The sequence below is a fragment of the Azohydromonas sp. genome, from assembly GCF_035325925.1.
Taxonomy (GTDB): domain Bacteria; phylum Pseudomonadota; class Gammaproteobacteria; order Burkholderiales; family Burkholderiaceae_C; genus Calidifontimicrobium.
On record NZ_DAOKZA010000069.1, the window covers coordinates 1 to 12,771 of the forward strand.

Genomic DNA, 12,771 nt, shown 5'->3' on the forward strand with positions numbered 1-12,771 from the left:
ATCACCAGCGTCGACCGCGACGACCTGCGCGACGGCGGCGCGGCGCACTTCGTCGAGTGCATCCGCCAGGTGCGCGAGCGCTCGCCGGCCACGCGCATCGAGATCCTCACGCCCGACTTCCGCGGCCGCGACGACCGCGCGCTGGGCATCCTGAAGGCCGCGCCGCCCGACGTGATGAACCACAACCTCGAGACGGTGCCGCGCCTGTACAAGCAAGCGCGCCCGGGGTCGGACTACGCGTTCAGCCTGAGCCTGCTGAAGAAGTTCAAGGACGCGGTGCCCGGCGTGCCGACGAAGAGCGGATTGATGGTCGGCCTGGGCGAGACCGACGACGAGATCCTGCAGGTGATGCGCGACATGCGCGCGCACGGCATCGACATGCTGACCATCGGCCAGTACCTGGCCCCCAGCGGCCACCACCTGCCGGTGCGCCGCTACGTGCACCCCGACACCTTCGCGATGTTCGAGCGCGAAGCCGCCGCGATGGGCTTCACGCACGCCGCCGTCGGCGCGCTGGTGCGCTCGAGCTACCACGCCGACCGGCAGGCGCACGCCGCGGGCGTGCCGGCCGCGGTCTGACCGCCGGGCGGCGCCCGACCGGCGGCGCCGGGCCGCTGCGCACAATGCGCAGGTGAGGATGGACGCACCGCGCTGGATCACCGTCGACCGCGATCCCGCGGCCGTGCGGCTGCGCCTGCAGGGGGCGTGGCGACTGCGCGACCTGGCGGCCATCGACGCCGAGCTGCGCCGCATCGCGTGGGCATCCGGCGGGGCGCTGGGCGTCACCGTCGACGGCAGCGCGCTCGCCGAGATCGACTCGGCGGCGGCGCTGGCGCTGCTGCGCGCGCTGCGCCGTGGCGGCGCCGCCGCGCCGACGTGGACCGGCTTCGCGCCGGCGCACCGGCGTGTCGTCGAGCAGGTGGAAAGCCACGTCGACGCGGCGGCGCCGCTGCCGCCGCCGCGCCCGCGGCGCGTGCTCGAGCACGTCGGCCGGCAGACGCTGGCGCTGGCGACGCTGCTGCACGGCCACCTGGCCTTCTTCGGTGCCACGGTGCTGGCCTTCGGCGAGCTGCTGCGTCAGCCGCGCAGGCTGCGCTCGCGCGAGCTGACGGTTCAGCTCGAGCACACCGGGCTCGACGCGCTGCCGGTGGTCGCGCTGGTCACGGCGTTGATCGGGGTGGTCATCGCCTACCTGCTCGGCCTGCAGGCCGAGAAGTACGGCGCCAACGTGTTCGTCGTCGACGGCGTGGCGATCGGCGCGACGCGCGAGTTCGCGCCGATCATCGTCGCGGTGATCGTCGCCGGGCGCTCGGGTGCGGCGTTCACCGCGCAGCTCGGCGCGATGCGCCTGACCGAGGAGACCGACGCGATCCGCACGCTCGGCCTGTCGCCGATGCAGGTGCTGGTGCTGCCGCGCGTGCTGGCGCTGATGCTGGTGCTGCCGCTGCTGGTGTTCGTCGGCGACGTGATGGCGCTGGTCGGCGCGATGGCGGTGGCCGGCCCGATGCTCGACCTGACACCCCCGGTGTTCCTCGCACGGCTGCGCGAGGCGCTCGAGGTGCGACACGTGCTGGTCGGGCTGGCCAAGGCGCCGGTGTTCGCGCTGGTCATCGCGCTGATCGGCACGCGCATGGGCATGACGGTGGCGCGCGACACGCGCGCGGTCGGCGCGGCGACCACCTCGACGGTGGTGCAGGGCATCGTCGCGGTGATCCTGCTCGACGCCGCGTTCGCGGTGCTGCTGCAGTCGCTGGGCTGGTGATGGACGCGGTGATCGAGGTCGACGGCATCGTCACGCGCTTCGGCGCGCAGACGGTGCACGACGGCGTGTCGTTCGGCGTCGCGCGCGGCTCGCTGGTGGCGCTGATCGGCGGCAGCGGCACGGGCAAGTCGGTGCTGTTGCGCGAGATCATCGGGCTGCACCGGCCCACCGACGGGCGCGTGCGCGTGCTCGGCACCGACGTGTGGGGCGCCCCGGCGCCCGCGGTCGACGCGCTGCGCCGGCGTTTCGGCATGATGTTCCAGGACGGCGCGCTGTTCTCTTCGCTGACCGTGGCGCAGAACGTCGCGGTGCCGCTGGCCGAGCACACCGGGCTCGACCGTGACGCGATCGACGCGCTGGTCGCGCTGCGGCTGGCGCAGGCGGGCTTGCCGCGCGAGGCCGGCGCGAAGCGCCCGAGCGAGCTGTCGGGTGGCATGCGCAAGCGCGCCGCGGTGGCGCGCGCGATCGCACTCGAGCCCGAGGTGCTGTTCCTCGACGAGCCGACCTCGGGGCTCGACCCGATCACCGCACGCGGCTTCGACCGCCTGGTGCGCTCGCTGGTCGACGACCTCGGGGTGACGGTGTTCCTCGTCACGCACGACCTGGACACGCTGCTGACGGTGGCCGACCGGCTGATCGTGCTCGCCGGTGGCCGCGTGCGCGCCGACGGCGCGGTGCACGACGTGCTGGCGGTCGACGACGCGTGGATCCGCGACTACTTCTCGGTCCGTACAATGGTCGAAGGAGGTTCGAACGGTGGAGGCTGAAGCCCGCTACACCTACGTCGGCCTCGCGGTGCTGCTGCTCGTCGTGGCGCTGGCCGGCGCGCTGGTGTGGCTGCAGAACGTCGGCGCGCGCGACCGTTTCGCGAACTACGCGATCCACTTCGAGCGCCAGGCGCTCGACGGGCTGGAGGTCGGCGCCGACGTCAAGCTGCGCGGCATCAAGGTCGGCCGCGTCGAGGCCTACGCGCTGGCCGACGGCAGCGTCGAGCGCGTGCGTGTGGTCGTGCGCGTCGACCGCCACGTGCCGGTGACTTCACAGACGGTGGCGGTGATCTCGCGCAACTATGTCACCGGGCTCGCGGCGGTCAACCTGGTGCACCGCGGCCCGGGTGGCGAGCCGCTGCGCGCCGGCGCCGGCGACGAACTGCCGCTGATCGCCGAAGGGCGCTCCGACATCGACGCGATCACCGGGCGCTTCAGCGAAGTCGGCGAGCTCGCGTCGGACGCGCTCGACAACGTCAACCGGCTGCTGGCGCGCGAGAACCGCGATGCGCTGATCGACACGCTGCGCGCGCTGCGCGAACTCGCCGACGGGCTGAGCGCGCGCATGACCACGCTCGAGCAGACGATGCGGCAGGTCGGCAGCGCGGCCACGGCGATCGGTGGTGCGACCACGCGGCTGGCCGCGGCCGGCGAGCGGCTCGCCGCGGTCGGCGACGACGCCGCCCGGCGCATGACCGTGGCCGTCGAAGGCGCCGGCGCGCAGGTGGCAGCGGCCAGCGTGAAGGCCGGCGACGGGCTCGAACGCACGCTGGCGCAGGTCGACCTCGCGCTGGCCGAGGCTCGCGGTGCGCTGGCGGCGATCGAGCGCCAGACGGTGGCGAGCGCGCGGCGCTTCGAGGACGCCGCGGCGAGCGTCGACGACCGGCTCGCGGCGGCCACCACCGAACTGCGGCTGAGCGTGGAGGCCGCCACGCACGTGCTCGACCTGCTGCGCGACCCGCGTGCCGCGCTGCTCGGCCCGGCGGCGTCGCAGCTCGGCCCCGGCGAGGCGCCGCCGTGAGGGCGCTGCTCGCGCTCGCGACGGCGCTGCTGCTGGCGGCATGCGTGTCGCTCGGCCCGGACGGCGTCGTCGCGCCGCACGCCTACCTGTCGCTCGACGACGCGGCGACTGCGCCTGCGCCTGCGCCTGCGCGACGCGAGACGCCGCTGGTCGACGCGCTGCGGATCGGCGCACTGCCGGCCGACACGATGGCCGAGACGACCTCGATCGCCTACTCGCCGCGGGCCGGTGAGTTCGCCTTCTATCGGCTGGCGTCGTGGACCGAACGCCCGCTGCGCCGGCTGCCGCGGCTGCTGCAGCAGCGGCTGCAGGCGCGCGGCGTCGCGGCGGCGGTGTCGCTCGACGTCGACGCGCAGCGCGCCGACTGGGCGCTGGTGCTGCGCGTCGAGGCGCTGCACCACGACGTGAGCGCAGACGCCTCGCGCGCGCGATTGGTGCTCGACGCCGAGCTGGTCGACCGCCGCGAGCGCACGCGCGTGGCGCAGCGGCGCTTCACCGCCACGGTGGCGACGACGCAGCCCGACGCGCGCGGCGCGGCGCGCGGGCTGTCGCGCGCGACCGCGGCGGCGTTCGACGAACTGGTGCCCTGGCTCGAGCAGGCGCTGGCCGACGCGGCGCGGCGCTGAGGCCGTGGCTGGGCGCAGCCCAGGGCGCGGTCAGCCGGCGACCAGGTCGCGATCAGGGGGCGATCACGCGGCGGGGGTGGCCGCGGCGAACTGTTCCCAGGCCTGCAGCGCCTCGGCGGCGTACATCAGCGACGGGCCGCCGCCCATGTACACGGCGACGTTGAGCGCCTCCTCGAACTCCGCACGGGTCGCGCCGAGCCGCTGCAGCGCCTTGGTGTGGAAGCCGATGCACGCGGGGCAGCGCTGGCTGACGCTGATGCCCAGCGCGATCAGCTCCTTGTGCTTCTCGCCGAGCGCGCCGTCGGCCAAGGCGCCGGAGGCCATCGCCGAGAAGCCCTGCAGCGTCGCACCCTGCGACTTGCGGTACGGCGCGAGCTGGCGCGAGATCTGCTGGGTCAGGTCGGGGAACGAGGAGGTGGTCATCGTGGTGTCCGCGGCGGGAAGCTGTCGAAACCCGCCACCGTATCGCAACGCACGCTGCGTCGCGTGATGCCGGTCAACCGGCCGGTGCGTCGGCAGCGAGCAGCTGGTCGACCAGCACGTGCAGCGCCGCGAAGTCGGGCTCGCCGACGTAACGCTTGACGATCTCGCCGCGGCGATTGATCAGGAAGGTCGTCGGCGTCAGCCGCACGTCGCCGAAGCGCAGTGCGATCTCGCCGGTATTGTCGATGGCCACCGCGAACGGCAGCTGCCGCGTCTCGGCGAAGCGCGCGACGAAAGCCGGTGGGTCGTAGCTCATCGCCACCGCCACCGTTTCGTAGCCGCGGTCGCGGAACTTGAGGTGAGTGGCCGCGATCTGCGGCATCTCCTTGACGCAGGTGACGCAGCTGGTGGCCCAGAAGTTGACGAGCACCACTTTGCCCCGCAGGTCGTCGCTGCTCACGCGCTGGCCGTCGAGCAGCGTGTACGTCACCTGCGGCGCCGGCTCGAGGCGTGCGAGGCTGCGCCAGGCCAGCGCGCCGACCGCCGCGACAATCAGCGCGGCGAGCATCCAGACGAGCGGGCGGGAGAACTTCATGACGGGCGACTCGGGCGACCGCAGGCAGTTTACGGCAGCGTTGCTGGCCATCGCGGCGGCGGGTCTTGCCCCGCCGGCGCGGGCGCTGACCGAGGCCGACGCCGCCGCCGGCGTGCGCGTCGCGCTCGAGCGCGCCGCCGTGGCGGCGGTCGCGCTGCTCGGTCGCACCGACGGCTTCTACGGCGACCGGTCGCGGCGCATCGGGTTGCCGCGGGCGCTCGACGCCGCGGCCAAGGTGATGAAGGCCACCGGCCAGGGACGCCGCGTCGACGATCTGGTGCTGGCGATCAACCGCGCCGCCGAGACGGCGGTGGCGGGCTCGCTCGACCTGCTGCGCGACGCGGTGCGCTCGATGTCGGTCGAGGACGCGCTGGGTATCGTGCGGGGCGGCGACACCGCGGTGACGCAGTTCTTCGAGCGCAAGACGCGCGCGGCGCTGACCCCTCGCCTGCGTCCCATCGTCGACGGCGCGACGCGCCGCCACGCGCTGGCCGAGAAGTACGACGCGGTGGCGTCGCGCGTCGCCGGCACGGGGCTGCTGCGGCGCGAGGAGGCCAGCGTCGAGGCCTACGTCACCGACCGGGCACTCGACGGCCTGTACCGCGCGATCGGCGACGAGGAGCGCCGGATCCGCCGCGACCCGGTGGGCACCGGCAGCGCACTGTTGCGTCAGGTGTTCGGCCGCTGAGCGCGCCGGCCGCGGGTCAGGCCGGCTTCATCAGCTCGAACATCAGCGCCGCCGACAGCCCATCGGCCAGCGTCGCCCGCCCGACGCGGGCGATGCCGGCGGCGTCGAACGGCGACGCCTGGTAGCGCGGACCGTGGTCGGCGACCTCGATCAGCGCCGGCGCCGGTTCGATCGCACGCAGCTCGGCGTGCAGCGTGCGCAGCCTCTCGGCTTCGAGCTGCGCGTCGTAGACCAGCGCGTGCGGCGCGCCGCCGCGGCAGAACTCGCGCGCGCTGTCGACCGAGCTGACGAAGTCGGTCAGCAGCCCGAGCGGGCGCAGCGCGTCGCGCACCTCCGCGCGCAGCTCGCGCCGCGCGCTGAGCACCAGCACGTGGTGCCCGGCGAGCGCGCGCGTGCCGAAGGTCGAACCGAAGCCGGTGTCGATCTCGAGCGTGCTGACGCCGTCGATCGGCTCGTGCACGGTGCGCGGGAACTCGAGCGTCAGGCGGCAACCGCAGGCGGTGTCGGCACGTTCGAGCAGCAATCCCATCGCCTGGGCGCCGTGCCGCAGCAGCTGCCAGTCGAGCGTGTCGAGCGCCGCGATGTGCGTCGGCGCCTTCGGGTCGTCGACCTCGTCATCAGGGCGGTGGCGGAAGCGCAGGTGCAGCCGCGCGCGCACCGGCCAATGCCGGTGGTCGATGCCCAGATGCAGCGCTGAGCAGCTGTGCGCCAACGCCCAGTCGAGCATCGCGTGCAGCGCGGCGTACATCAGCGACGCGTCGACGACGACGGTGGCCGCGCGCGCGCTCTCGAGCAACGGCGTGCCGCGCGCGCGGGCGCGCGGCTGGACCTCCGCGACGACCTGGCCGAGCAGCGACGCCAGATCGAGGCGCTCGGGGTTCTGTCGCACCGCGCTGTCGACCAGACGTGCGAGTTGCTGCGCGACCATCGCGGCGCGGCGCGCCTGCGCCAGGCTGGTCGCGAGCACATGCCAGTCGGCATGGGCGCCGCCGTCGCGCAAGCTGTGCACGCGCTCGAGCGCAGCCGTCAGCGGCATCGCCACCTCGGCGCCGACCTGGGCGAACAGGGCTGCCCAGTGGTCGGCGTCTTCGGCGCCGGCCAGCGCCGACACCGCGCGCGGTTGCGACAAGTCCATGCCTCCTGCCTGCTCTTGTGAGTGTGCATGCCGGCGCGCAACGTCGCGTCGGCATGTGTCGAAAGGTAACGCGCAGCGTCACCGGCGTCGATGTCACTATGCGCCAATGGCGTGCATTTCCGCACGCATCGGCACGCGTGGGGGGGCGCCGTGCGGCCTTGCGGCGCACCAGCGGGGCGCGGCCGATAATGTTTCTAATGACGTGGGCAAAGGCGTGCGCGGCGGTCGCGCTGACGGGGCTGACCGGCTGCTCGCCGGCGCTGGACTGGCGCGAGGTGCGTCCACCGGGCACCGGTGCAAGGCTGATGTTCCCGTGCAAGCCGGTGAGCCTGACGCGTTCGGTGCCGCTGGCCGGCGACGCGGTCGCACTGACGCTGCTGGCCTGCGCCGCCGACGGCACGACCTATGCGCTGACTCATGGTGACGTCGTCGATCCGGCCCGGGTGACCTCGGCGCTGCAGGCGCTGGCCGCGTCGGCTGCAGCCAACGTCGCCGCGCAGGCCGATGAGGGCGAGGCCTGGCAGGTCCGCGGCATGACGCCGAATCCGCAGGCGCGTCGCTGGAGGCTCGCCGGCCGGCTGCCCGACGGCAGCGCGGTGCACGAACAGGTGCTGACCTTTGCGAAGGGCACGCTCGTGTTCCAGGCCACCGTGATCGGTGCCAGCCCGTCGGCCGACGCGACGGCCGCGTTCTTCGACAGCGTCGAGTTCAGTTCGTGAACGCCCTGGCTCGGTGGACCGACCTCGGCGCCCGGTCAGTTGCATGCCGCCCGCCCCGCCGCGAGCCGGAGGGCGCTGGGTGAGCGCCCCGGATGCGCGGCTGGCGTGGCGCATGGTGGCGCAGATCTTCCTCAGCTTCGCCTTCGCCTACTTCTTCTCGGCGCTGCTGCGCGCCGTGACGGCCACGCTGGCACCCGCGTTCAGCGCCGAACTCGGCCTGGGCGCCGGTGACCTGGGCCTGTTGGCCGGCGCCTACTTCTTCGGCTTCGCGGCGATGCAGTTGCCGCTGGGCAGCGCGCTCGACCGTTACGGCCCGAAGCGCGTGTTGGTGACCTTCATGACGGTGGCGGTGCTGGCCTGCGCGGCGTTCGCGATGGCGCGCGGCTTCGCTGCGCTGTTGCTGGCGCGCATGCTGATCGGTGTGGGCGTGGCGGCCTGCCTGATGGCGCCGCTGACGAGCTTTCGCCACCGCTTCAGCCCCGCGCTGCAGTTGCGCGCGAACTCGTGGATGCTGATGACCGGCTCGCTGGGCATGCTGGCGTCGACCGTGCCGGTGCAGGCGTTGCTGCCGCTGATCGGCTGGCGCGGGCTGTTCTGGCTGTTGGCGGCGTTGCTCGCGCTGGCGATCGCCGGCATCGTGCTGCTGGTGCCCCGCGACGCGCCGGCCCATGGGGTGGCACCGCAGGCGGCGCCGCACGGCGGCTACCGCGAGATCTTCGGCCACCCGATGTTCCTGCGCCTGCTGCCGATGGGCTTCTTCCACTACGGCGGCCTGGTGGCGATGCAGTCGCTGTGGGCGGGCCCCTGGCTGACCGAGGTCGCCGGCCACGCGCCGCACGATGCCGCGCGCGGCCTGTTCCTGATCAACCTGTCGATGCTGTTTGCGTTCCTGTCGTGGGGGCTGTGCATGCCCCGGCTGATGCGCCGCGGCTGGGATGCGCTGCGGCTGATCAGGGTCGGGGTGCCGCTGAGCCTGGTGACGCTGGCTGCGGTGGTGGCCCTGGGCGAGCGCAGCGCGGCGCCGGCGTGGGCGCTGTGGTGCGTGTCGTGCACCTTCGTCACTTTGGCCCAGCCGGCGGTGGGGCAGGCCTTCGATCGCACACGCGCCGGACGCGCGCTGTCGGCGTACAACCTGGTCATCTTCGCCGGGGTGTTCTGCGTTCAATGGGGCATCGGGCTGCTGATCGACGCGTTGCAGGCGTGGGGCTGGGCGCGCGTGCCGTCGTTCCAGGCAGCGTTCGCGGTCTTCGCCGTGGCCTGCGCGGCGTCGTACCTGTGGTTTCTTCGGCACGGCACGGTGTCGCCGCGATGCACGCGGGCCGACGTCGCATCGTGACTGCGCATAATCCGCCGCTTCCATGGCTGCACTGCTGATCGTCGCCCACGCACCGCTGGCTTCGGCACTGGCGGCGGTCGCGCGCCACACCGGCATCAACCCCGATGCGGTGATCGAGGTGCTCGACGTGCCGCCGGCGCTGCGCGGGCTCGACGCGATCCGCGACCAAGTGCGCACGCTGCTGGTGCACATGCGCCAGCCGCAAGTGCTCGTGCTCACCGACGTGTTCGCGGCGTCTCCCTGCAACGGCGCGATGCTGGCCGCCGACGGCGTCGCCGTGCGCGTCGTCAGCGGCGTCAACGTGCCGATGCTGTGGAAGGTCGTCGACCACATCCACGACCCGCTCGACCAGCTGGTCGCCGCGGCAGTGTCGGCGGGGCAGCAGGGCGTGATGCAGCTGTCGACGCCGACGCCGCAGCTGCAGCCGAGGCGCGACACGTCCCATGATCCGAACCACGCTGACCATCAGCAATAGGCTCGGCCTGCACGCCCGCGCGTCGGCCAAGCTGACGAAGCTCGCGAGCGGCTTCGCGAGCGACGTGCACATGAGCCGCAACGGCCGGCGCGTCAACGCCAAGAGCATCATGGGCGTGATGATGTTGGCCGCCGCGCAGGGCGCGGAGATCGAACTCGAGGTCGACGGCCCCGACGAGCAGGCCGCCGCGGCGGCGATCCGCGGGCTCGTTGACGATCGTTTCGGCGAAGGCGAGTAGCCCGGCGGCACCTGCGCGCCGCGCTCGCCGGTGCACTGCTACATTGGCCGCATGAGCATCCAGATCTTCGGCCTACCGGTCTCGCGCGGGGTGGCGATCGGACGGGCGGTGCTCGTCGCGTCGAGTCGAGTGGACGTCGCGCACTACTTCATCGGCGCGGCCGAGGTCGGCGCCGAGGTCGAGCGCTTGCGGCACGCGCGCGACGCCGTCTCGCAGGAGCTGAGCACGCTGAAGGCCGAGTTGTCGCCCGAGGCACCGCCCGAGCTGGCGGCGCTGCTCGACGTGCACCTGATGCTGCTGCACGACGAGGCGCTGACCGAGCCGACCAAGCAGTGGATCATCGAGCGCCACTACAACGCCGAGTGGGCGCTGTCGGCGCAACTGGAGGTCGTCGCGCGCCAGTTCGACGAGATGGAGGACGACTACCTGCGCGAGCGCAAGGCCGACCTGGAACAGGTGACCGAACGACTGCTGCGCGCGCTGACGCGCGCCGCGGGCGCGGCGCCGGCGGCCCCGACGGCGCTGGCGCGCGACTTTGCCGGCGAGGACCCGCTGGTGCTGGTGTCGGGCGACATCGCGCCGGCGGACCTGCTGCAGTTCAAGCGCAGCATCTTCACCGGCTTCGTCACCGACGTCGGCGGCCGGACCTCGCACACGGCGATCGTCGCGCGCAGCATGGACATCCCGGCGGTCGTCGGCGCGCGCGAGGCCAGCCGGGTGATCCGGCAGGACGACTGGCTGGTCATCGACGGCGACGCTGGCGTGGCGATTGTCAACCCGTCGCCGATCGTGCTCGAGGAGTATCGCTTCCGCCAGCGGCAGATCGAACTCGAGCGTGCGCGCTTGCACCGCTTGCGCTTCACGCCGGCCGTCACGCTCGACGGCCAGCCGGTGGAACTGCTCGCGAACATCGAACTGCCGACCGACGCGCCGACGGCGCTCGAGTCCGGCGCCGTCGGGGTCGGGCTGTTCCGCAGCGAGTTCCTGTTCATGAACCGCGCCGGCGCCTTGCCCGGCGAGGACGAGCAGTACGCAGCCTATCGCGCGGCCGTCGAGGCGATGCGCGGGCTGCCGGTGACGATTCGCACCGTCGACATCGGCGCCGACAAGCCGCTCGACCGCATGTCCGCGCAGGAACTGCGCCATGAACACTCGTTGAATCCGGCGCTTGGTCGGCGTGCGATCCGCTGGAGCCTGTCCGAGCCGGCGATGTTCCGCCAGCAGGTGCGCGCGATCCTGCGCGCCAGCGCGCATGGCAGGGTGCGCATGCTGGTGCCGATGGTGATGCACCCGCGCGAGATTCGCCAGACGCTGGACGTCGTCGAGCGCGCGAAGCAACAGCTCGCCGACGCCGGGCGGGCTTTCAACGACATCGAGGTCGGCGCCATGATCGAAGTGCCTGCGGCTGCGCTGACCTTGCCGTCGATGCTGCCGCTGGTCGACTTCGTGTCGATCGGCACCAACGACCTCATCCAGTACACGCTGGCCATCGATCGGGCCGACGAAAGGGTCGCGCCGTTGTTCGAACCCTGGCACCCGGCGGTGCTGCGTCTCATCGCCGACGTCATTGCGCAGGCGCGCGCCAGCGGCAAGCCGGTCAGCGTGTGCGGCGAGATGGCCGGAGACACCGCGTTCACCGAACTGTTGCTCGCGATGGGATTGCGCAGCTTCTCGATGCATCCGGCGCAGATCGCCGCGGTCAAGCAACGGATCTTGCGCACCGACGCGGCCCGAGTCGCCGCACTGCTACCGTTGCTGCTGCTCGCCGAGGACCCGGCCGGCGAGTGGGCGCGCCTGGCCGGTTGATCGCGGCTCCGGGTTGCGCGCGCGGCGGCCCAGCGCGTCAAGCCAAAGGGTCGGGCGAGTGAGGCAGCTCCTCGCCTGGCGAAAAGGATGCTATAGTGCAAGGCTTCGTTGATCGGTGCCAAGCACTGATCGAGCGCGGATCGCCAAGCGGCCGCTGCGACGAAGTGAAAGCCGAGCGCTTGACAGGGGTTTGGAAAACACGTCAGAATCTTGGTCTTCGCTGCTGACGAAGCAGCCGCGCCGCAAGGCGCCGTTCTTTAACAAGATACAGCCGATAAGCGTGGGCGTTTGAAGGCGAGTGCCAAGGATCTTCGGATCCGCAAACGCTCATGGAAGCAGAAGTGAAGTTCACTTCAATTCCGTTTTTGAGCAAAACTTCAAGATCGAACTGAAGAGTTTGATCCTGGCTCAGATTGAACGCTGGCGGCATGCCTTACACATGCAAGTCGAACGGTAACGCGGGGCAACCTGGCGACGAGTGGCGAACGGGTGAGTAATGCATCGGAACGTGCCCAGTAGTGGGGGATAGCTCGGCGAAAGCCGGATTAATACCGCATACGACCTACGGGTGAAAGCGGGGGACCGCAAGGCCTCGCGCTATTGGAGCGGCCGATGCCGGATTAGCTAGTTGGTGGGGTAAAGGCCTACCAAGGCGACGATCCGTAGCTGGTCTGAGAGGACGACCAGCCACACTGGGACTGAGACACGGCCCAGACTCCTACGGGAGGCAGCAGTGGGGAATTTTGGACAATGGGGGCAACCCTGATCCAGCCATGCCGCGTGCGGGAAGAAGGCCTTCGGGTTGTAAACCGCTTTTGTCAGGGAAGAAACGCGCTGAGCTAATACCTCGGCGTAATGACGGTACCTGAAGAATAAGCACCGGCTAACTACGTGCCAGCAGCCGCGGTAATACGTAGGGTGCAAGCGTTAATCGGAATTACTGGGCGTAAAGCGTGCGCAGGCGGTTTTGTAAGACAGAGGTGAAATCCCCGGGCTCAACCTGGGAACTGCCTTTGTGACTGCAAGGCTGGAGTGCGGCAGAGGGGGATGGAATTCCGCGTGTAGCAGTGAAATGCGTAGATATGCGGAGGAACACCGATGGCGAAGGCAGTCCCCTGGGCCTGTACTGACGCTCATGCACGAAAGCGTGGGGAGCAAACAGGATTAGATACCCTGGTAG

Annotated in this window: 14 protein-coding genes and 1 rRNA gene; 12 read left to right on the forward strand and 3 right to left on the reverse strand. The window is 71.5% G+C overall.

Annotated elements, in window-relative coordinates; all coding sequences use genetic code 11:
- From PKC53_RS17340 to PKC53_RS17360, 5 genes are all read left to right on the forward strand, one after another.
- The coding region (locus PKC53_RS17340; RefSeq protein WP_324430897.1) for a lipoyl synthase at positions 1-579 on the forward strand (579 nt) is incomplete at its 5' end.
- A gap of 58 nt (positions 580-637) precedes the next feature.
- A complete protein-coding gene (locus PKC53_RS17345) occupies positions 638-1,762 on the forward strand; it encodes an ABC transporter permease (RefSeq protein WP_324430916.1) in 1,125 nt (374 codons plus the stop codon).
- Complete coding sequence (locus tag PKC53_RS17350) at positions 1,762-2,529, forward strand: ATP-binding cassette domain-containing protein (RefSeq protein WP_324430899.1); 768 nt, start codon at positions 1,762-1,764, stop codon at positions 2,527-2,529. Before PKC53_RS17345 ends, PKC53_RS17350 begins: the two co-directional genes overlap by 1 nt.
- Positions 2,519-3,550, forward strand: coding sequence for an MlaD family protein (locus tag PKC53_RS17355; protein ID WP_324430901.1), 1,032 nt, complete (start codon positions 2,519-2,521; stop codon positions 3,548-3,550). The genes PKC53_RS17350 and PKC53_RS17355 overlap by 11 nt, the downstream gene beginning before the upstream one ends.
- On the forward strand, positions 3,547-4,176 hold the full coding sequence (locus PKC53_RS17360; protein ID WP_324430903.1) for an ABC-type transport auxiliary lipoprotein family protein: 630 nt from the start codon (positions 3,547-3,549) through the stop codon (positions 4,174-4,176). Before PKC53_RS17355 ends, PKC53_RS17360 begins: the two co-directional genes overlap by 4 nt.
- Positions 4,177-4,239: 63 nt before the next feature.
- Here the strand turns inward: PKC53_RS17360 and PKC53_RS17365 are convergent, their stop codons facing one another.
- Positions 4,240-4,599 (reverse strand): carboxymuconolactone decarboxylase family protein, encoded by a 360-nt coding sequence (locus tag PKC53_RS17365; RefSeq protein ID WP_324430904.1) that lies wholly within the window; start codon positions 4,597-4,599, stop codon positions 4,240-4,242.
- Positions 4,600-4,672: 73 nt separating this feature from the next.
- A complete protein-coding gene (locus tag PKC53_RS17370; RefSeq protein ID WP_324430906.1) occupies positions 4,673-5,194 on the reverse strand; it encodes a TlpA disulfide reductase family protein in 522 nt (173 codons plus the stop codon).
- On the opposite strand from PKC53_RS17370, the gene PKC53_RS17375 reads away from it, so the two are divergent.
- Positions 5,193-5,882 (forward strand): DUF4197 domain-containing protein, encoded by a 690-nt coding sequence (locus PKC53_RS17375; protein ID WP_324430907.1) that lies wholly within the window; start codon positions 5,193-5,195, stop codon positions 5,880-5,882. The genes PKC53_RS17370 and PKC53_RS17375 overlap by 2 nt on opposite strands.
- Positions 5,883-5,898: 16 nt before the next feature.
- Here PKC53_RS17375 and PKC53_RS17380 read toward each other — a convergent pair whose 3' ends face one another.
- Positions 5,899-7,017 carry a hypothetical protein gene (locus PKC53_RS17380; protein ID WP_324430908.1) on the reverse strand — a complete coding sequence of 373 codons (1,119 nt, stop codon included), beginning with the start codon at positions 7,015-7,017 and terminating at the stop codon, positions 5,899-5,901.
- A gap of 197 nt (positions 7,018-7,214) precedes the next feature.
- Between PKC53_RS17380 and PKC53_RS17385 the strand changes: the two genes are divergently transcribed.
- From PKC53_RS17385 to PKC53_RS17410, 6 genes are all read left to right on the forward strand, one after another.
- Positions 7,215-7,736, forward strand: a complete 522-nt coding sequence (locus PKC53_RS17385; RefSeq protein WP_324430909.1) for a hypothetical protein — start codon at positions 7,215-7,217, stop codon at positions 7,734-7,736.
- 79 nt (positions 7,737-7,815) lie between these two features.
- Positions 7,816-9,072 (forward strand): MFS transporter, encoded by a 1,257-nt coding sequence (locus PKC53_RS17390; protein ID WP_324430910.1) that lies wholly within the window; start codon positions 7,816-7,818, stop codon positions 9,070-9,072.
- 22 nt (positions 9,073-9,094) lie between these two features.
- Complete coding sequence (locus tag PKC53_RS17395) at positions 9,095-9,547, forward strand: PTS fructose transporter subunit IIA (protein WP_324430912.1); 453 nt, start codon at positions 9,095-9,097, stop codon at positions 9,545-9,547.
- A complete protein-coding gene (locus PKC53_RS17400) occupies positions 9,516-9,785 on the forward strand; it encodes an HPr family phosphocarrier protein (RefSeq protein WP_324430913.1) in 270 nt (89 codons plus the stop codon). The genes PKC53_RS17395 and PKC53_RS17400 overlap by 32 nt, the downstream gene beginning before the upstream one ends.
- Positions 9,786-9,836: 51 nt before the next feature.
- Positions 9,837-11,591 (forward strand): phosphoenolpyruvate--protein phosphotransferase, encoded by a 1,755-nt coding sequence (ptsP, locus tag PKC53_RS17405; RefSeq protein WP_324430914.1) that lies wholly within the window; start codon positions 9,837-9,839, stop codon positions 11,589-11,591.
- A gap of 385 nt (positions 11,592-11,976) precedes the next feature.
- A 16S ribosomal RNA gene (locus PKC53_RS17410) occupies positions 11,977-12,771 on the forward strand; the annotation flags it as partial.

What these genes read in the sequence shown, in the direction of transcription:
- PKC53_RS17345 (WP_324430916.1), top strand. Translation starts at nt 638, where the DNA reads ATGGACGCACCGCGCTGGATCACCGTCGACCGCGATCCCGCGGCCGTG.
- PKC53_RS17350 (WP_324430899.1), top strand. Translation starts at nt 1,762, where the DNA reads ATGGACGCGGTGATCGAGGTCGACGGCATCGTCACGCGCTTCGGCGCG.
- PKC53_RS17365 (WP_324430904.1), bottom strand. Translation starts at nt 4,599, where the DNA reads ATGACCACCTCCTCGTTCCCCGACCTGACCCAGCAGATCTCGCGCCAG.
- PKC53_RS17375 (WP_324430907.1), top strand. Translation starts at nt 5,193, where the DNA reads ATGACGGGCGACTCGGGCGACCGCAGGCAGTTTACGGCAGCGTTGCTG.
- PKC53_RS17370 (WP_324430906.1), bottom strand. Translation starts at nt 5,194, where the DNA reads ATGAAGTTCTCCCGCCCGCTCGTCTGGATGCTCGCCGCGCTGATTGTC.
- PKC53_RS17380 (WP_324430908.1), bottom strand. Translation starts at nt 7,017, where the DNA reads ATGGACTTGTCGCAACCGCGCGCGGTGTCGGCGCTGGCCGGCGCCGAA.
- PKC53_RS17385 (WP_324430909.1), top strand. Translation starts at nt 7,215, where the DNA reads ATGACGTGGGCAAAGGCGTGCGCGGCGGTCGCGCTGACGGGGCTGACC.
- PKC53_RS17395 (WP_324430912.1), top strand. Translation starts at nt 9,095, where the DNA reads ATGGCTGCACTGCTGATCGTCGCCCACGCACCGCTGGCTTCGGCACTG.
- PKC53_RS17400 (WP_324430913.1), top strand. Translation starts at nt 9,516, where the DNA reads ATGATCCGAACCACGCTGACCATCAGCAATAGGCTCGGCCTGCACGCC.
- ptsP (WP_324430914.1), top strand. Translation starts at nt 9,837, where the DNA reads ATGAGCATCCAGATCTTCGGCCTACCGGTCTCGCGCGGGGTGGCGATC.